This is a genomic window from Rhodococcus sp. NPDC060090, assembly GCF_042729855.1.
Classification (GTDB): Bacteria; Actinomycetota; Actinomycetes; order Mycobacteriales; family Mycobacteriaceae; genus Rhodococcus.
This window is the reverse complement of record NZ_JBHWXB010000011.1, coordinates 173,293-191,009: the sequence shown is the minus strand read 5'-3', so window position 1 is coordinate 191,009 and position 17,717 is coordinate 173,293. Positions and strand designations below refer to the sequence as shown.

19 protein-coding genes and 1 pseudogene are annotated in these 17,717 nt (G+C 66.6%); 5 read left to right on the top strand and 15 right to left on the bottom strand.

Annotated features, from left to right (window positions below):
* Nucleotides 1–19: 19 nt before the first annotated feature.
* From ACFWCF_RS16920 to ACFWCF_RS16895, 6 genes and pseudogenes are all read right to left on the bottom strand, one after another.
* Nucleotides 20–175, bottom strand: a pseudogene (locus ACFWCF_RS16920) (zinc ribbon domain-containing protein); the annotation flags it as partial.
* Nucleotides 175–1,404, bottom strand: coding sequence for a CaiB/BaiF CoA transferase family protein (locus ACFWCF_RS16915; RefSeq protein WP_378563448.1), 1,230 nt, complete (start codon nt 1,402–1,404; stop codon nt 175–177). The pseudogene ACFWCF_RS16920 and the gene ACFWCF_RS16915, both read right to left, overlap by 1 nt.
* Nucleotides 1,394–1,624 (bottom strand): ferredoxin, encoded by a 231-nt coding sequence (locus tag ACFWCF_RS16910; RefSeq protein ID WP_378563445.1) that lies wholly within the window; start codon nt 1,622–1,624, stop codon nt 1,394–1,396. Before ACFWCF_RS16910 ends, ACFWCF_RS16915 begins: the two co-directional genes overlap by 11 nt.
* A complete protein-coding gene (locus ACFWCF_RS16905; RefSeq protein WP_378563442.1) occupies nt 1,617–3,218 on the bottom strand; it encodes an AMP-binding protein in 1,602 nt (533 codons plus the stop codon). The genes ACFWCF_RS16910 and ACFWCF_RS16905 overlap by 8 nt, the downstream gene beginning before the upstream one ends.
* Nucleotides 3,219–3,368: 150 nt before the next feature.
* Nucleotides 3,369–4,448: a phosphotransferase gene (locus tag ACFWCF_RS16900; protein ID WP_378563439.1), complete on the bottom strand. Its 1,080-nt coding sequence runs from the start codon at nt 4,446–4,448 to the stop codon at nt 3,369–3,371.
* A gap of 117 nt (nt 4,449–4,565) precedes the next feature.
* Nucleotides 4,566–5,315 (bottom strand): DUF2993 domain-containing protein, encoded by a 750-nt coding sequence (locus ACFWCF_RS16895; RefSeq protein WP_378563436.1) that lies wholly within the window; start codon nt 5,313–5,315, stop codon nt 4,566–4,568.
* Between the two features lie 103 nt (nt 5,316–5,418).
* On the opposite strand from ACFWCF_RS16895, the gene ACFWCF_RS16890 reads away from it, so the two are divergent.
* Nucleotides 5,419–6,036, top strand: coding sequence for a hypothetical protein (locus ACFWCF_RS16890; RefSeq protein WP_378563433.1), 618 nt, complete (start codon nt 5,419–5,421; stop codon nt 6,034–6,036).
* Between the two features lie 62 nt (nt 6,037–6,098).
* Here the strand turns inward: ACFWCF_RS16890 and ACFWCF_RS16885 are convergent, their stop codons facing one another.
* From ACFWCF_RS16885 to ACFWCF_RS16875, 3 genes are read right to left on the bottom strand one after another with little or no spacing between them, the layout of a single operon-like run.
* Nucleotides 6,099–6,899 carry a class I SAM-dependent methyltransferase gene (locus ACFWCF_RS16885; RefSeq protein WP_378563430.1) on the bottom strand — a complete coding sequence of 267 codons (801 nt, stop codon included), beginning with the start codon at nt 6,897–6,899 and terminating at the stop codon, nt 6,099–6,101.
* Nucleotides 6,900–6,903: 4 nt separating this feature from the next.
* Nucleotides 6,904–7,404 carry a DUF2505 domain-containing protein gene (locus ACFWCF_RS16880; RefSeq protein ID WP_378563427.1) on the bottom strand — a complete coding sequence of 167 codons (501 nt, stop codon included), beginning with the start codon at nt 7,402–7,404 and terminating at the stop codon, nt 6,904–6,906.
* Between the two features lie 51 nt (nt 7,405–7,455).
* On the bottom strand, nt 7,456–7,965 hold the full coding sequence (locus ACFWCF_RS16875) for a DUF2505 domain-containing protein (protein WP_378563424.1): 510 nt from the start codon (nt 7,963–7,965) through the stop codon (nt 7,456–7,458).
* A 23-nt stretch (nt 7,966–7,988) separates the two neighbouring features.
* Between ACFWCF_RS16875 and ACFWCF_RS16870 the strand changes: the two genes are divergently transcribed.
* Nucleotides 7,989–9,083 (top strand): UDP-N-acetylmuramate dehydrogenase, encoded by a 1,095-nt coding sequence (locus tag ACFWCF_RS16870; RefSeq protein ID WP_378563421.1) that lies wholly within the window; start codon nt 7,989–7,991, stop codon nt 9,081–9,083.
* A gap of 90 nt (nt 9,084–9,173) precedes the next feature.
* Here ACFWCF_RS16870 and ACFWCF_RS16865 read toward each other — a convergent pair whose 3' ends face one another.
* Nucleotides 9,174–10,208, bottom strand: coding sequence for a DUF2804 domain-containing protein (locus tag ACFWCF_RS16865; RefSeq protein WP_378563418.1), 1,035 nt, complete (start codon nt 10,206–10,208; stop codon nt 9,174–9,176).
* Between the two features lie 31 nt (nt 10,209–10,239).
* A complete protein-coding gene (locus ACFWCF_RS16860) occupies nt 10,240–10,989 on the bottom strand; it encodes an SDR family NAD(P)-dependent oxidoreductase (protein WP_378563415.1) in 750 nt (249 codons plus the stop codon).
* 113 nt (nt 10,990–11,102) lie between these two features.
* Here ACFWCF_RS16860 and ACFWCF_RS16855 point away from each other — a divergent pair, with 113 nt between their 5' ends.
* Both ACFWCF_RS16855 and ACFWCF_RS16850 read left to right on the top strand, forming a co-directional pair.
* Complete coding sequence (locus ACFWCF_RS16855; protein WP_378563412.1) at nt 11,103–11,750, top strand: TetR/AcrR family transcriptional regulator; 648 nt, start codon at nt 11,103–11,105, stop codon at nt 11,748–11,750.
* Nucleotides 11,751–12,125: 375 nt separating this feature from the next.
* Nucleotides 12,126–13,409, top strand: a complete 1,284-nt coding sequence (locus tag ACFWCF_RS16850; protein ID WP_378563409.1) for an ROK family protein — start codon at nt 12,126–12,128, stop codon at nt 13,407–13,409.
* Between the two features lie 18 nt (nt 13,410–13,427).
* Here ACFWCF_RS16850 and ACFWCF_RS16845 read toward each other — a convergent pair whose 3' ends face one another.
* The 4 genes from ACFWCF_RS16845 to ACFWCF_RS16830 form a co-directional block, all read right to left on the bottom strand.
* Nucleotides 13,428–14,054, bottom strand: coding sequence for an LppP/LprE family lipoprotein (locus ACFWCF_RS16845; protein WP_378563406.1), 627 nt, complete (start codon nt 14,052–14,054; stop codon nt 13,428–13,430).
* Between the two features lie 89 nt (nt 14,055–14,143).
* Nucleotides 14,144–15,175, bottom strand: a complete 1,032-nt coding sequence (locus ACFWCF_RS16840; protein ID WP_378563403.1) for a tocopherol cyclase family protein — start codon at nt 15,173–15,175, stop codon at nt 14,144–14,146.
* A 3-nt stretch (nt 15,176–15,178) separates the two neighbouring features.
* Nucleotides 15,179–15,643: an SRPBCC family protein gene (locus ACFWCF_RS16835; protein WP_378563400.1), complete on the bottom strand. Its 465-nt coding sequence runs from the start codon at nt 15,641–15,643 to the stop codon at nt 15,179–15,181.
* 41 nt (nt 15,644–15,684) lie between these two features.
* Nucleotides 15,685–16,458: a PIG-L deacetylase family protein gene (locus tag ACFWCF_RS16830; RefSeq protein ID WP_378563397.1), complete on the bottom strand. Its 774-nt coding sequence runs from the start codon at nt 16,456–16,458 to the stop codon at nt 15,685–15,687.
* Between the two features lie 60 nt (nt 16,459–16,518).
* Here ACFWCF_RS16830 and ACFWCF_RS16825 point away from each other — a divergent pair, with 60 nt between their 5' ends.
* Nucleotides 16,519–17,712 carry an MFS transporter gene (locus ACFWCF_RS16825; RefSeq protein WP_378563394.1) on the top strand — a complete coding sequence of 398 codons (1,194 nt, stop codon included), beginning with the start codon at nt 16,519–16,521 and terminating at the stop codon, nt 17,710–17,712.
* Nucleotides 17,713–17,717 lie beyond the last annotated feature (5 nt).

The following is a 17,717-nucleotide window of genomic DNA, read 5'->3' as shown; positions in this document are numbered from 1 at the left end:
AAGCGGGGTCGGTGGATCCACAGTTCGGGCACACGCTGTCGGGTGGGTGCGCGAAAGCGCTGCACTCTCGGCAGCGCGCCAATTCGAGTCGATGTGCCGCTGCCGCAGCCCAGTACGGTGCCGACGTCGTGTCGGGCACCGGCAGGGGTCGGTGTGTCGTCGTTTCGTGTGCCATCACGGGATGACGCCCTTGTCGGCGAGCGATCCGATCCGTTCCCAGTCGTAGCCGAGTTCGAGCAGCACGGCTTCGGTGTGCTCACCGTGCTCGGGGGCGCGTCGCAGGACGGGAGGTTCCTGATCCAATTGGACCGGTACGGCGGGCAGCCGGTAGGTGTGCCCGTCGTCGAGCCGGACCTCGCCGACGTACCCGTTGGCTGCGACCTGCGGGTCGTCGATCACATCGTGCACAGACTGCACCGGGGCCCAGGGCGCGTCGAGCTCCGCGAGGATCTGCTTCCACTCGTCCAACGTGTGCTTCGCGAAGATTCCGTCGAGTTCCTCGACGCACGCCACACTGTTCTCCCGACGAGCGGCCATATCCACGAACCGGGGGTCGTCGACGAGGTCGTCGCGCCCGATGAGGCGAGCGAAGGCGGGCCAGTAGCGATCCCCCTGCAGGAACATCAGCTGGATGTGCCGAAGATCGCGGGTCCGGTATGTGCCGGTGAGCGGATTGACCTGCGGCCCACGGCCCGTCACCGAGGCCACGTCGCCGCCGTTGAGTGCGACGAGTAGGTCGGACGACAGCATCCACATCGCGGTGGCGAGCAGCGACACGTCGACGACGGTTCCCGACCCGGTCTTCTCTCGTTCGAGGAGCGCGGTCGAGATTCCGAATGCCAGGGCCATCGCGCCGTTGCGGTCGCCCATCGCGCCGCGCTGACTGATGGGGTAGTCGCGTTCGGTGGGGGTGAGTGTGTGACCGACACCGCCGCGTGCCCAGAACGCTGAGCTGTCGTATCCGGGCTTGTCGGAGTCGGGTCCGCGGACACCGAACCCGTGTCCGCGCGCGTAGATCAGGCGCGGATAGCGCAGGCGCAGCGTCTCGGCGTCCAGGCCGAGTCTCTCGAGGGCACCCGGACGGAGGCTGGTGATGAACACGTCCGCAGAGGCGAGGAGTTCGTGCAGCACAGCGAGACCCTCGTCGCTCCGGACATCGAGCGCGATCGAACGTTTACCGCGGTTGGCCAGGGCCATCGAGAGGTTTGGGCCACCACGATCGGCGCCGATGCCCTGCGTCGCGAGGCCGCGATATGGATCACCCTCGGGCGGTTCGATGCGGACTACGTCGGCGCCCCAGTCGGCAAGGAGGGCTGCGGCGACGGGCACGAACACCCATTGCGCGAGTTCGACGACGCGTACCCCGCCGAACGCCTGCGGCTTCGTCGGCGGTTCACCGCTCATCTCGGTCGGCTCCTTCGACACTCCGCATCAGAGTGATGGCGCCCGTGGGGCATCCGGATGCTGCGACTTCGACGTCCGACATTTCCGTGACGATCGGCGTTCTCACCTCGGCTGTGGCGTCGCTTCCCATCGCGAAGGTGTCGGCGGCATACGAAACGCAGACGCCTGCGCCCATGCAGATCTCACGATCGAGTTCGACCAGGTACTGTTCGTCAGACATGCGATGCCTCCGGTGTGCGTTGTTGCGCTGCGTCGGCGACGAACTTCCGGATCCGATTCTTCTGCACCTTTCCTGATGCGGTGCGCGGGAAGTCGTCGACCTCGTGCACTTCCTCCGGCCACTTCTGCCTGGCCACTCCGGCCGCGGCGAAGTGGTCCCTGACTTCGGCCAGCGTGGGCATGGAGTGCCCTTCCACGAGTCGCAGTACCGCAGCCACGCGTTCGCCCAGTCGCGAGTCGGGCGCTGCGACGACGATGGCTTCCGCGACCGGTTCCATGGTGAGCAGCGTGTCTTCGACGGCTGCGGCGCCGATGTTCTCGCCGCCGCGGATGATGAGGTCGGACATTCGATCGGTGATGGTGAGATACCCGTCGTCGTCGATGGTCCCGACGTCGCCGGTGTGATACCAGCCGGCGTCGTCGAATGCGCGTGCGGTCAGGGCTTCGTCGGTGTAGCCGAGACACAGATCGGGCCCGCGGCTGACGATCTCGCCGTCCTCGGTCAGGCGGATCTCGACACCCGGCCGTGGGTAGCCGTCGGTGAGCAGCCGCTTGTCTTCGGGGGCAGTGGTGGCGGATCCGGTGATGGAAGGATGTTCGGTGCTCCCGTACGAGCGGGTGACGACGAGACCGAGATCGGCCAGCCTCCGCGGAACGGAGGCAGGCACGGTGGATCCACCGAGACCGATCGGCCCGAAGAAGCGCAGGTGCTCGGGTTCGAAATCGGGATGGTCGAGCAAGCTGGTGACGAAATACGGTGGTCCACCGCCGATCGCGACGCCGTCGGAGTCCATGAGCGCGATGACGCGGGTGGGATTCCACTCGTCGCACATGTCGGCGGGGATCGCGTCGAGGACGGGGAACAGGACCGCGCCCAGCATCCCGATGAAGTGCCCGACCGGCAGGGCGGTGAGCTGACGCCCGCGACCGGGTTCGTAGTTCGACATCAATTGCCGCGTCTCGCAGATGAGCGTTTGGTGGGTGTGGATGACGCCCTTCGGGTTTCGGGTAGTTCCCGAGGTGTATGCGACGATCGCGGGAGCGGCAGCGTCCACCTCGACGAGGCTGTGCAACGGCTCGTCGGCGAGTAGATCGTCGAAATCTTGTCCGACCACGCCGACGATCGGCACATGTGCACTCGCTTCCGGCGTGTACGTCATGCGGCCGAACTGTGCGGCCGTGATGAACACGTGCGGCTCGGAATCCTCGAGTATGAAGCCGAGTTCCTTCGGACCGTAGAAATGGACGATCGGAACCGTCACTGCGCCGAGAAGGGCGGATGCCCAGAAGGTTGCGGCGGCTTCCATCCAGTTCGGCAATTGCAGTGCGATGACATCGCCGGGGCCGACTCCCCGGGCTTTCAGGCCTGCGGCGAGTCTGCGTGCGACAAGTTCGACCTCGGCGAAGGTCCCCCTGTACGGGCGAACTGCGGAATGCACGTGAAATCCCATGCCGGGGTGTTTCTTCAGTCCGTCTGCGAGGATTTCCCCGAGTGTTTCGCGGGTCCACCACCCCTGCTCTTCGTAGTGGCTGCGCAGGGATGGGGGGACTTCGCGGACAATCGAGCTCAGTCGATTCGTAACCAACGTTTTCACAACACCTTTCGCAGATGCAAGTCGAGATCAGCGCGCGGCGTAGGGAAGGGCTGTTGCCGAGTGTGCGCAATAACTGCATGTCGAGGTAGAACGTGATTCTCGACCAGCCTGCCATGATTCCCGTACGGATTCAATACCCGGATCGGTGGGTCAGCAGGGGGCCGAGAACAACTCGGCGGAGAGGGCATCGTGATCGGCGACCGCGGTGCTGAGCCGGTGCAGCAGGATCTCGATCAGGCGCGGCTCCACTTTGACGGTGATGCCCCAGAGGTAGAGGCCGCGCACCATGCCGCGTCGAAGTGCGCGCCGTGCCGGGTCGATCTGCGGTGGCTCGATGCCGTGTGAGGCAAGGCAATCGAGATAGTGCGCGAGCAGGTCGTCCTCGGTGCGACGCCGTTCCTCGGGCGGCAACGCGGTCGCGATGTGGGTACCCACGTCCATGTACCACATGCCGCGTTGGACGAGTTGCCAATCGACGAGGCTCGGGCGGCCGTGGCCGTCGAGGTAGATGTTGCCGACGTGGGCGTCTCCGTGGATCACGCACCAGTCGGACGTCTCGTACTCGGACGCGAGGGCCTCGACCAGGCCCAGATAGGCGGAGACCAGCCGGGGTGCGTCCTTCAGTTCGTCGGGTACCCGTATGCCGTTCGGTCCGTGGAAGTTACGGTCGATACGTGCGGTGATCTCCTCGATGCCCATCGCGCGTATGGCGCCGGTGAGCCGCGGTGCCAGCCACCGCTGGTGATCCCACCGGGAATTACCCCACGTGGCGGCGTGCAGTTTCGCGTACTCGGCGAGACTCACCGCCACCTGGTCGGGGGTGTAGTCGCTGCCGGCGTCCAGGAAAGTGCAGTTCTGGGGGACGACGTCCTCGGTGATCACGACACCGTGGTGAGTGTCCGGATCGAAATCGGCGTACACGCTCCGGAGGGTCCGCGCTCCGATGTGGTCGCGGAGGTCGCGGTAGAACAGCGCTTCGGGCTCACCGGCGGCGCGGGTCGTCCGGCCTTCTTCGTTGAAGTAGCCCTTGATACAAAGGTCGGGGGACAGGCCCTCGGGAATGTCGCCTGCGCACTCGATCGTGAAGCGTGCATTGGTGGACACGCGGTCCACGACCGGTCCGAGCGTCGCTGCCGTCACGTCGATTCCGGGGAACCGGGGTTGCAGAGCAGACGTGAGCCATCCGGGCGATAGGGCTTCATTCAGGGTGTCCGGGACGGCCGCGGTCATGAAGCGCACCTCGGGCCATAGTCCCTGCAAAAGGTAGAATGTGATTTCACCATGGCAAGAATGTAGTACTTCTTATGGTGAGAGTCACACTCTTTTTTGAAATCCCAGCTCTGGGGGCTAGGCGAGCAGGCCGCAGCTTCCCTGCTGCTGCTGTTGCTGACCTTCCGGCGCCTCCGGCATCACGAAATGCCCGCCTTCGAGCGCCAACTGCACGCCGGACTCGGACACGCCCACCTCGGTGGCCTGCATGCCCAGCGGGTACTGCTGCAGACCGGACGTGAGGATCTCGACCACACCGTCGACGAGTGCGCTCGGCAGCCCGATCCCGAAGAGCGAGGCGTTGGTGGTCTCCACCGTCACCATGCCGTTGTTCACCACCGGCCGCGCGGTGAACTCGGCAAGTCCTTGTCCGCCGACCGTGAAGGTCAGCGTTCCTGTAGACGCGTCGGTGGTGACATCGGTGACGAGCGCGCCCACCGACTGGCTCTGAACCGTCGCGAGGATCCCGCTCGTGGGCCAGTCGATCTCGGCGCGCGAGCTGCCGATCGTCCCGGAGCCCTCGGCGGAGTCGCGCAGATCGACGTCCTGGACCTCTGCGTGCACCTGCATCTGCTGCGCGGGACCGAATGCGGTGTCGTCGCTGTCGAAGGTCACCGACGGTACCTGGCGATCGAGAAGTTGCAGCAGCACCGGCTTCCAGCTCAGGTCGACGTCGACTCCGGTGCCGAGTTCGCTTTCGAAGGACTGGGCGAGGCACGTCGTTGCGCGATTGCGAACGTAGGCCTCGGCGCCCACGAGGACCGCGACAAGCGCCGCGATGACGATGACGGCGATTGTGGTGAGGCGACTGCGCTTTGGTTGCGTCATGTGGCCGATTGTTCCGGACGAGTCTGAAAATCACATGAGCAGACACGTACCAAGTGGATGAATTATGTGAGCTTTGACACATTCTTTGGGTACTGTGGGCGCCATGACTGGGTGGACGGATTCAGAGTACGGAGCATCCGGGCGCGCGGATGCAGACGAGCTGCTTCGGCGCCTGGCGGTGACGCAGGCCGGCTTCTTCACCGCCCGCCAAGCCCTGGGGCACGGCATCACGAGCGAGCAGTTCCCCACACGGATCGAGTCAGGGCAGTGGCTGCGGGTGGAGAACGAACTGTTCCGGCTCTGCGACAGCCCGCCGACCAAGTTCGACGAGTTCGCGCAATGGTGCGCCTGGTACGAGGGGACCGCGGTGGTCTCGCACCAGAGCGCCGCCGACCTCCACGGAATGGGACACCTACAGCCCCGATTCCTGCACTTGTCGACGGTCGATCAGCGGACGGTTCCGAGCAATCGGCTGGCCTTGCATCACCGCGAACTCGCCGCTGTCGACTGCGAGTTGGTGGGGTGTTTCCGGGTCACCACGCCCGCCCGCACCGCAGTCGATCTCGCCGCGGGTGGAGTCTCGCAGGAAGTCCTCGACGAACTCATCGGAGATGCGATCGCACTCGGCCGGGCAGACGCAGATGGGCTGCACGCCGCGGTCGCGGGGCAGCCCACTGCCGTCGCCGATCGTATCGAACTGGCGTTGCTCTCGGCAGGTTGACGGAAACTCCGCTCACCGCGGTGCGACAGTGCTCCGCTCATCGCGGTGCGACAGTGCTCCGCTCATCGCGGTGCGACAGTGCTCCCTCGTCGCGGTGCGACAGTGCTCCACGGAACGGTGAGAATGCAGTCGCGCATACGTCGTCGCTGGCCCTGCACCTCGAACCCCTGACCCCGGAGTAGATCCAGGGTCGCGCGCCATCGGAGCCGGGGACCGAACGTCGAGTGCGGTGCCGAGGTCGCCCAGGCGCGATCTGCAGCCGTCAGCAATTCGTGGATCGGCTCACCAGGCACATTGTGGTGGATCAGCGCTTTGGGGAGCCGCTCCGCGAGATCCGACGGCCGGTCGGCGTGGAAGGGACTCCATGCCAGAGTCAGGGTGCGCGGACCGTGCTCGTCGAGCAGTACCCACGCGCAGCGGCGACCCAGTTCGTCACACGTGCCGTCGATGATCAATCCGCCCGGAGCCAACCCCGAACGTAGACGCTCCCACGCCGGTGCGACCGCTTCTTCCGGATACTGGCGCAGAACGTTGAACGCACGGATCAGCGTCGGCCGCAGGCCTGCCAGTTCGAAGCCGCCGCGGGCGAACTCCACCCGGTCGCGCCCCGGAACGACACGACCGGGGTCGATCTCGAGGCCGACCACCCGAAGATCCGGCCGTACCGTGCGCAGACGCGCAGCCCATTCGAGAGTGGTGACGGGCATCGCGCCGTAACCGAGGTCGACGGCCAGCGGGCTCGAGGTCTGCGTCAGTACACGTGTCGCGACGGGCTCGTGGACCGTCCAGCGGTCACTGCGGCGCAATCGGTTGATTCCGGTGGTGCCGCGGGTGGCGACGCCTTCCGGGTGCTGTCCACGCACCGCCCTACTGCCGTGCGAGCCAGTCGGCGGTGATCGCCGCCTCGGTGCGGAACACTTCGACGAGGTTGCTGAGGATCAGCTCTTCGAGCTTTCCGCCGATGAACGGCAGATTGACCTTCGCCTCCGACGAGGTCCGCAACGTACATCCGGGGGTGCTCGCGAACAGCTCCATGGTGCCGGAGAGACCTCCCGGACCAGCGGGTATCGATGCGTTGAAGCGGCCCGTCGTCGTGGAGCCGAACGGGCCGTACGACTCCGTGCGGGTGATGATCATGTCTTTCTTGATCACGGTCTGGGCGATCTCCGGCAATTCCGAGCGAGGAATCACATGGTGGAGGACGAGGTCGATACCGCTGTCGGTGACGGTGAATTCCTCGACGTGGTTCTCCGAGTACTTGCGCATCTCCGACATGCGGGCTTCCCAATGATCGGGGTCGGACAGCGCCGAATACACCCGCTCCGTTGAATACGGAAAGCGGGCGGAGAAGTTGCTACGCCGTGCCACGGCGGGCCAGCGTACCGGCCCGCATGCGGTCCGGAAAAATCGTCCGCTACCTCAGGAGGGGTTTGCGGCGGCCAGCCAGTCGGCGGTGAAGGTCTTCTCCGAGTCGAACAGCCCCACGAGCTCGTTGACGATCATGCCCTCGATCTTCGCGCCGAGAAACGGGATCTTCACTTCGACCGTGCCCTCGATGAGTACCAGCGATCCCGCATCGTCCGGGAGGAGCGCGAGGGTTCCTTCGACGGTGCCGGGCATCCCTTCGACACCGGCGGAGAACCGGCCCTGAGCGCGGTCACCGTCCAGGCGTTCCCACGCTTCATGGCGTCGGATGACGAGATCGCCCGGACGGATGTTCGTCACCATGACGGGGAGATGCTCGGCGGGAATCGATTGACGGAGGTCGAGCTCGATCGTGTTGTCACCGGTCTGGATGTTCTCGACCTCAGCGCCCGGACCACCGACCTCCGCGAGGCGGCTGTTCCAATACTGCGGGTCGACGAATGCCGCGTGCACTGCCGCAGGCGGAAACGAGTAGTGCGTCGAGTGGTCGATAGGGCTGCCCATATCCGGCACGCTACCGTTTGTAGGTGCTTGATCCACATATCAGGGCCCGGCTCGTCGACGCGGGAGCCGCAGTCACCGAATCCGTGCCGCTGTCGACGCTGACGACCTTGCGGCTCGGCGGCCCCGCCCACTACCTTGCCGACTGCGCCTCCACCGACACGTTGATCGAGGTCATGCGGTGTCTTGACGCCGAGAACATCCCCGTCCTCGTGCTCGCGGGCGGCTCGAATCTGGTGATCGGCGACGACGGATTCGACGGGGTCGTCGTCAAGGTCTCGAATACACGGGTCGACGTCGGCAGCGAAGTCGTCCGCGCCGAGGCGGGTGCGGAGTGGGACGACGTCGTGGCACGCACCGTTGCGGCCGGACTCGGCGGTCTCGAATGCATGTCCGGCATCCCCGGCTCTGCCGGTGCGACCCCCGTGCAGAACGTCGGAGCGTACGGCGTGGAGGTCGGGTCGGTGTTGCGGCGAGTGAGGCTGCTCGATCGCGGCAGCGGCGTCGATGAGTGGGTCGGCCCGGAGGCGCTCGGGCTCGGATACCGCACGAGTGTCCTCAAACATTCCGACGACGCGCTCGTCCTCGAGATCGAACTCGATGTGCGTGCAGACGGGGCCAGCGCAGCTCTCGGTTATCGCGAACTCGCGACCTCGCTCGGCGCGGAAGAAGGAGAGCGACTCCCCACTGCACGCGTGCGCGACAAGGTGCTCGCGCTGCGGCGGAGCAAGGGCATGGTGCTCGACCCCGTCGACCACGACACGTGGAGCGCCGGCTCGTTCTTCACCAACCCAGTGGTGCCCGACGACCGGGTGCCGGGCGTCCTCGCGGCGATCACGGAGCGTGTCGGCGTGGACGTGCGTATACCCCGGTACGACGCCGTCGGCGGGACGAAGCTGTCGGCGGGATGGCTCATCGAACGCGCAGGATTCGTCAAGGGATTCCCGGGAGACGAGGCGGCCGCGCGTCTGTCGACGAAACACACCTTGGCGTTGACCAACCGGGGGTCGGCGACGACCGCGGATCTCGTCGCGCTCGCCCGCGAGGTACGCGACGGTGTCGAGGACATGTTCGGTGTGCGACTGCATCCCGAACCCGTGACCGTCAACTGCGTGATCTGACCGCCGAACCCACCCCCCAGCTGAGCGAATGGCACACCCGGTAGGCCTGAGGAGACGAAGGATACATTCGCTCGGGGAGGGGGGTGGGCATCACCAGCGGTTGCGGACCTCTTCGGCGAATCCGAGAAGGTTCTCGACCTCGATGCGCGTGCCGTCGTCGAGCAACACGAATCCCGTGTAGCGGCCGAACACCTGATGCTGCGTCGAGCGGAGCGCAAGGGCGTTGACATCGGCGGCGCGGTCGAGGAGGGGATCGAATTCCATCTCCAGGCGATCGTCGCTGCTCGTGAACCGCCACGGTGCGCCGTCATAGGTGTCGGCGGGCCGATGGAAATGGACGCGGTCGAGCTTGTGGGCGACGCCGTCGTGGAACACCATGTTCTCGCTCGCCGCGGTGGTGTCACCGAAGCCGTAACCGAGGTTGAACCCGAACGGAACTGCGTCGACGAGTCCGGAGGCAGAACCCCAGTACCAGGTGTTGTCGTACGTCCACACCCCGCGACCCCAGTCGAAGACCCCGAATGCGCTGGTCGCGTCGAACTCGCGAGTGACGCCGTCGACCCTGATCGAACCCCACGCAGGCAGACAGTTGATCTTCTGGTTGTAGTAGAACGCCTTCGGCGCGTGCGGGAACGGCGTGGCGATCGCCACGCGGTCCATCGGCGGCTGCGACAACAACAACTCGCCCGACAGTCCGCGACCGCCGTCGAAGCCGGGGTGGTCGACGATCAGACGTCGTGCCTGCCCCTCGTTCCGGAACTCGATCCGCATCGCGCCGCGGTGGATCACGACATCGCCGGCGTCGGCGCTGCTCGGCATGCCCATGCGTCCGAGGGGGAACGGGACGAGCTTGTTCTCGGTGATCTCCGTGCGGCTCGCGAGATCGAGCCAGCTGATGCCGAGTAGGCCCATGTATCCGTTGTCGGCGACGGTCAATGCGATGCCGTAGGGGCCGGCATCGCCATCGGCCAGGACGCAGTAGTAGTCCCATTCCTTGATCCGCAGCTTCGACGCCGCGACACGTTTCCGGTCGTACGAGCGGACCTCGCTCGCAGCCCAACCGGCTTGTGCGAGGGTGCCGTTCTCGTTGAGTAGGGGACCGGGCGACAGGCGTTGTTGCTGCATACCTCGCGAGACTACTGCGGCGACGCGACCGTCAGTCTGCGGTGCGGTTGAACCGTCCCGCGCTTGCCTGATCGCGAGGCTTGACGATGATCTGGTCGAGGTTCACGTGCGACGGACGCGATGCGACGAACCCGATGATCTCCGCGATGTCCCGGGCAATGAGCGGGGTGATGCCGTCGTACACCTTGCCGGCGCGATCCTGATCGCCTTCGAAACGGACCAGCGAGAACTCCGTCTCGACCGCGCCGGGCGCGATCTCCGTCAAGCGGACGGGCTGGCCGAGCAGTTCCCCGCGCAGTGTGCGGTGCAGGACCGCCTGCGCATGCTTGGCCGTCGTGTACCCGGAGCCGTTGTCGTATGCCTCGAACGCGGCGACCGAGGTGATCGTGATGATCAGTCCGTCGCCCGAATCGATGAGCTTCGGCAGCAGAGCCTTGGTGACACGCAGGGTACCGATGACATTGGTCTCCCACATCCAGCGCCAGTCGTCTTCGACGGCGTCGAGCACCGTGGCGAGGCCCTTCGCGCCACCGGCGTTGTTGACCAGCACGTCCACACGCGGGATGACCGTCGTGAACGCGTCCACGGAATCCTCGTCGGTGACGTCCAATTCGAGGGCCGAGCCGCCGATCTCGTCGGCCAGTGTCTGCAGACGATCGAGGCGCCGCGCACCGACGACGACGTGGTATCCCTGCGCCGCGAGGGTGCGTGCAGCGGCTTCTCCGATGCCGGAGGAAGCTCCGGTGACGACGGCGATGCGAGACTCGACGGAAATGGTCATACGTCGAATCGTAGTGGCGACGGTGCTGACGCGCTCGGCCGATTCTCCGGTTGCCCGGCACGGAGGTGCGCTCGTCCTGCAGATCGCTGTCACCGGCGCTAACGTCGGCTTTCATGACGATGAATCGCGGGCGTTACAGCTCAGGAGAGCGCACCCGCATCCGTCTGATCGAAGTCGCCGAGAAACTGTTCGCGCGGCGCGGTTACGACGGTGTCACCCTCGCAGACATCCGGAAGGCAGCCGGTCAGCACAATTCCTCGGTCATCGGCTACTACTTCGGTACCAAGGACGGCTTGCTCGACGCGGTGGCCGATCATCGCTTCCCTGCGGTCGACGCCGAGCGTGGCGCACTCGTTCGACGGTTCCTCGAGGACGGGCATGCATTGTCCACCCGCGATGCCCTGTGGGCAGTCGCGGAGCCTCTCGCGAACACCCTCGGTCGCAGCAATCACTACGTTGCCATGCTCCACCGGCTCCTCGACGACGGTCGGCTCTCCGAACACGCTGCCGCTGCGATGTCGACGTCGAACGGCCGCGTCGCCGACCTGGCGTTGCGGGAATCCGCCGCGCATCTCCCACTCGATGTGGTCGATCAGCGTCTCGAGCTCGTGTACGAAAGCATCGTTCGAGCGCTGTCGCGGTGTGATGCCCAGGGCAGACATCCGTCGCATGCCGAGCTGTCCGCCTTGGTCGATGCGTGGGAAGCTGCGCTGGTGGCGCCGTTGTCCGCGGAGACGGAGGCGGCCCGAGCCGCGCGCTGACCGAGCCGCGCGCCAGGTGGGTCGTCCGTCCGGTCACGGGCGCATTTCCCTTCCAGTTGTGGAGAATCCGAACCGTGACATACCCTTCGTGGCATGTCGCCCGGTCGAGTCTCCGCCCCGCGCGTCACCTATGTGACCGCCGCACTGGGCTCCCGGCTTCCCCTGGCTCGCGAACTCTGTTGTCGCTGCTGCGGTAGGTAGATCCGCGCCGACCATCCCCGGGTTCTGCTCAGGAATCCTTCATCTGCGTGCCGTGTGCACGTCGAGGTCAGGCGCGTCGATGTCCGTATCGTGCCACTCCGGGTCAGTCCACTCGCGTTCGAGCATCGCGCTCTCGTCGAGACGCCCGGGACCGAGTCGCAAGGAACCTCGAACGTGTCAGCTCCCACCCTGCCCCGTCCTGCTACATCCCGCACCGATGTCTCCCGTCCGGCGTCGCTCGCTGCGACGTCCCGTCGCAGCCAGGCGCATGTGCGGATCGTCGTCCCCCACCTGCGGATCGCCGATGGCGCCGCGGGGTCGGTGCTCCGTGTCGCGGCCGATCGCGGCCCCGCTTCGCGTGACCTGATCGCCAAGGCCACCGGCCTGAGCATCGCCACCGTGAATCGGCAGGTGACCGCACTGCTTGCCGCAGGATTGCTGCGCGAACGCGCCGACCTCACCGAATCCGGCGCCATCGGCCGTCCGCGGATCCCGGTGGAGGTCGACCACGAGCAGTTCCTCACCGTCGGAATCCACATCGGCGCCGTCACCACCGGGATCGTCGCCGCAGACCTTCGCGGCCGAATCATCGGTGCGGTCGAGATTCCCACGCCCAGTGGAGACCAGGACAGCGCACTCGCCTCGATCACTGCCAGCGCGAAGGCCTTCGTTTCGCGGTGGCACCGTCGAACTGCGCTGTGGGCGGGTATCGCGATCGGTGGGCGTGTCGACTCCACGACCGGAATCGTCGACCATCCGAGGCTCGGCTGGTCGCAGGCTCGTGTGGGGGAGGCCGTGGGGCTCGGCCTGCGTTTGCCGGTGTCGGTGTCCGCGCACGTCGAGGCGATGGCCGCCGCAGAACTCCTTTTGACCCCGAACAAGAGTTCTGTCGGCACGACGGGTGCCGGTCTCTACATCTACGCACGCGAAACAGTCGGTATCGCCATCACATTCGACGGCAAGGTCCATACACCGACGACCGGACCCGGGTCGATCTCGCACCTGCCCACCGGTTCGTCGGCGCGGTGCGCCTGCGGTGGAACCGGGTGCCTCGAAGCGACGATCAGCGACCAGGCCGTGCTCGAACGTGCCCGCAGTGAAGGACTACTCACAGGCAGCGACCGGTCGATCCGCGCGCTGTACGGACTTGCGCGTGAAGGGTCGGAAGCGGCACGCACCATTCTCGTGGATCGGGCATCTGCCCTCGGCCGGACTGTCGCGATCCTCCGCGACCTGTTCAATCCCGACCGCGTGATTCTCGGCGGGCAGGCCTTCACCGAGTATCCCGAAGGGATCGCGTACGTGGCGAAAGCATTCGAGCGCGCATCCTCGTTGCCGCGAAAGGACGTTCACATCACCGGGTTCGGCAACGGGGTGCAGGCCCACGCTGCGGGGGTGGTGTCGCTGAGCGTGCTGTATTCCGATCCGCTCGGTGTCATGCGACGCGCAGCGGCCTGAGGACCGGCGCGGTGTCGGCTATCGCGGACCGTAGGAATCGAGCATCTGCTGCGGCAGCGGTGGCTGCATCACCACCTGCGACCCGTCCCACGTGTAGTCGATGACGGCGGGCCCGCCCGACGGGCAGCAGTTCGCGTCCTCCGGGTCAAGCCAGCGATACTGCACCGACACCGTCGAACCGTCGGCGCCCACCACCTGGGTGTACGAGTAGGAATCCGAGGTGGCGGTACCGAGGTAGGTGCCGTCGCGGAAGAACAGCACGTGCGACGGTGAACTTGCCGTCCCACCCGGTGTTTCCGCCATCAGCCACAGCAACTCCCCGCAGGAACCCGTGACGTCCGAGTAGGCGCCCGCGATCCAGGGGCTCCCGCCCGGCGCTGTAGTGCCCAGCGAGGCAAGCGCGTCCGTGACCATGGGCGAAGCCGGGTCGACGCAGGGGCCCGTGCTCTCTTGCGGCGCCGATGTTTCCGGGGCCGGTGTTCGCTCGGCGGGTTCGGGTTTCTGCAGTTGGTCGGCGCCGGCCGGGGTGGTGATCGGCGCGGCAGATGTCGTAGGAGTGGTCGCGGTGTCGCTGTCACCGCACGCGGTGAGCAGGGCTGCGGCGGCAACGAGCGCGATCGATGCGCTGATCCGGTGGTTCGTCATGGTCTCAACTTCCCTCGCAGTACGGCGCCGTGAACTCACGTGGATCGTCGTCGTCGGGCGTGTACCCGTTAGCAGCAGTTACGGATTCGTTACTGCCGAGAAGGAGATGCGTCTGTTGCGTCCGGTGCCGACCCGCGGCGACGGAGCTCGGTCTCCGCCCGGTCGAGCCCGCCGTGCTCGAGTGCGGCAAGCGAAGATTCGTCCTCCCACACCACGGTGCCCCGTTCCCGGACGGTCACCCGCAGCGCTCCGGCCAGGTGCTCGATCGAACCGGCCACATTGCGGCGCTGCGCGGGAAGCGGCACCGGCAGCACGTGCGCACGCCCGATCGGGGAGCTCCCTTCGATCTCGACGTTCCACCGCCGGTTGCCGCCGCGCAGCGACCACGATTCGTCGGTGACGTGGGCGCGGATCGGGGACACCACCGGATTGCCGAGTCGGATGACGCGCCCACCCGGCAGTGCCACCACGACCGCGGTCACGGTCGTGCGCAGGGGCCCGGTGTGGATCTCGCCACCGGCGAATGCGACGCACGCCGACGGATCCCGGAACCCCTGTGCTTGCCCCCACCACCAGGAATCGGGGAAACCGCCTCGACCCCAATTCTTCTCGCAGTAGACCTGCGCGCCGTCGAGTTCCCACACCTCGCCGCCCAGTACGGCGCGACCTTCCGCACGTCCGCCCAGTAACCACGGATGCCAGTACTGATTCAACGCGGGCACCGACTGGAACACGCTCGACCCGCCGAAGCGGCGCCGCGGCCACGGCAGGGTCGGGGCGACACGGACGTCGAGCTGTGCGTCGGGCCCGAGATCCATGCGGACACGATCGCTGCCTGCGCTGAACGCCGTCCCGGCGAGGGCACCGAGCCTGCTCGGATGCGCGGTGCCGTCCGGGTGGGCCTCGGTGCGCAGGAAGCCACCCGGATGCGCGGCCAGCCCGAGCGTCGCCCAGTTCCCGTCGGCCGCACGGTTGATACCGCACAATGCGATGACCACCCGCCCGGTGCCGGGTTGGGTGAATCGCCAGAAATAGCCTTCCATCGCGACGTCGTGCGCGCTGAGAAGATCGCCGAACGGCAGCGTCGCACCGCCTTCGCGGTACCGCGTGAGCAGAGACATCGCTTATTCCCTTCGTTCCGCCGCAGCGGCGATGTCGTCGAGATCCTGACGTAGCGCCTTCGTGGTCGCACGTTTCGCAAGTGGAGCGGCGAGCGTCATCAGCAGTTGCGCGGCAGCGCCGAGTGGACCGGAGTCGCCCGAGAACTCCATCGTCAGATCCGTCCCCGTCGAGGTCGGTGCCAGCTCGAAGACCGTCCGATAACGCGCGCGGCCGGATTGGGCTGTGACGACGGTGCGTTGTTCGGGCACGGCCTCCGTCACCTGCATCTCCTCGGTTGCGGATTTGCCGAACATCACCCGCGTCTCGCGCCACCGGGTGCCGATCCGGTACTCGCCTCCACCATCGAGGCGTTCGACGGCAGTGACGCCGCTGAGAGTGTCCGGAGCGGAGTCGAGGTCTGTCAGGACCGCCCACACCGCGCCCGGTGGCGCAGCGATCGATCGCGTGACGGCGATTCGTTGTTCCACAGGCACTCGCCTTTCCTAGGGAGCTCGGGGATGATCTCCGGTCACAATCGCAGCGAGGTCTCCTGCAGTCCCGGTGCGCCACCGCGCCGCCGGAACCATTCGATTCCGAATGCGGCCCGCAACTGTTCGTCGGTCATGCCGAGCATCGGGCCGAAGTCACCGATCTGAGATTCGTGTGCGCGCATGGCCGCGACCTTCGCGGCGATGGTGCCGGTGACGTCGACGGCAGTGGTCAGCTCGGACTCGGGTAAGCCGAACGTGTCGAGGTCGGGTGGGTGCGCATCGCTCGTCACCTCGGGGTTCGCGGCGAGTAGCCGTCTGAGATGATCGCGGTTCATCGCCGATTCGTACACCGCGTCGTGGCCGGTCGATTCTGCTGCGCGTACCCCGACGCGGTGGACCTGCACGTGATCGGGGTGTCCGTATCCGCCGTGGGCGTCGTAGATGGTGACCGCGTCGGCGCGTTCGGATTCGACGATGGCGGCCAACCGGGCGGCTGCAGAGTCCACGTCGACTCTCGCGAACGCCGCGGGGTTGTCGTTCTCCGGTGTTCCGGCCATTCCGGAATCGGGGTATCCGAGCGGCACGAGCCGCGCCACGCCGAGCGCTTCGGCGGATCGTTCGAGCTCCCGCATCCGTCGATCTGCGAGTGATTCACCTGGGCCGAGCAGCCCGGCCGGGTGTTCGCCGGCGGCGCCATCCGTTGCGACGACGAGCACCACCCGGTGCCCCGCGTCGGCAGCGAGGCGCATGACTCCGCCGGTCGCGAAGACCTCGTCGTCGGGGTGCGCGTGAAAGCAGACCAGAACGCCCATACGCTGCATGCTGGCACACGTACGGCCGTGCGCGGTGCCGAGAGAGGAAATCCCACCGAGGTGTCCCAGCAACCGGGCGGTTCTTACCGCGCTCTGTTCACCGCGCCGGGCTCCGTCGCGTTCTGCGCGGCGGGGTTCGTCGCGCGCCTGCCGATCGCCATGATCGGCATCGGCATCGTCACGATGTTCTCCCAGCTACGGGGCGACTACGCGCTCGGCGGTGCGCTGTCCGCAGTGTTCGCGCTGTCGTACGCAGTGATGACACCCCTGGTGTCGCGGGCCGTCGACCGGCTCGGTCAGCAGCGAGTCCTGCCCGCGGCCGCCGCGATCAGTGCAGCAGCCACACTCACGATGCTCCTGGGCGTACGGTTCGAATGGCCCGTGCCGCTGTTGTTCCTGTGCGCGATCCCCGCCGGCCTGATGCCGACGATCGGGGCGATGGTGCGGGCGCGCTGGACGGAGCTGTACGGCGGAACACCGCAACTACGCACCGCTTTCGCACTCGAAGCCGTGATCGACGAGATGTGCTTCATCGTCGGACCGGTGCTGTCCGTCGGACTCAGCATCGCCCTGTTCCCCGAGGCCGGACCCTTGCTGGGCGCGATTCTGCTTCTCGTGGGCACCCTCGTACTTGCCGGGCTACGCGGAACGCAGCCGGCGGTGCGGTCCCGCACGGCAGAGACGCCGAACGCCAACCTGTTGCGCTTGCCGGTGCTCGTCGCGCTGATCGCCGTCATGTTCGCGATGGGCGTGATCTTCGGGGTCATCGACGTCGTCGGGGTCGCGTTCACCGCAGAACACGGAGTTCCCGGCGCCGCGACGGTAGTGGTGGCGCTGTTCGCTTTCGCCTCGGCGATCAGCGGCATCCTCTTCGGTGCACGGGTGACGACGTCGTCGTTGACCCGACAGTTGCTGATCGCAACGGCCCTGGTCGCGATCATGCTGTGGCCGCTGCTGCTCGCCGGATCGGTGCCCATGCTTGCAGGGCTGTATCTGCTCGCCGGTCTGGCGATCTCGCCGACGATGATCGTCGCGACCTCGCTCACACAGCAGATCGTGCCGTCCGGTCAGCTCACGGAGGCCATCACCTGGACCGTCGCAGGTCTCGGCGTGGGCGTGGCCGCAGGGTCCGCCCTGGTCGGGCAGGTCATCGACCGGGTCGATGCAGGCGCGGGATACGGAGTGGGTGTCGCCGCAGGCGTGATCGCGGTGGCGTGCGCCGCCGGGATCCACCTCCGCGCGCGGCTACAGTGACCGCC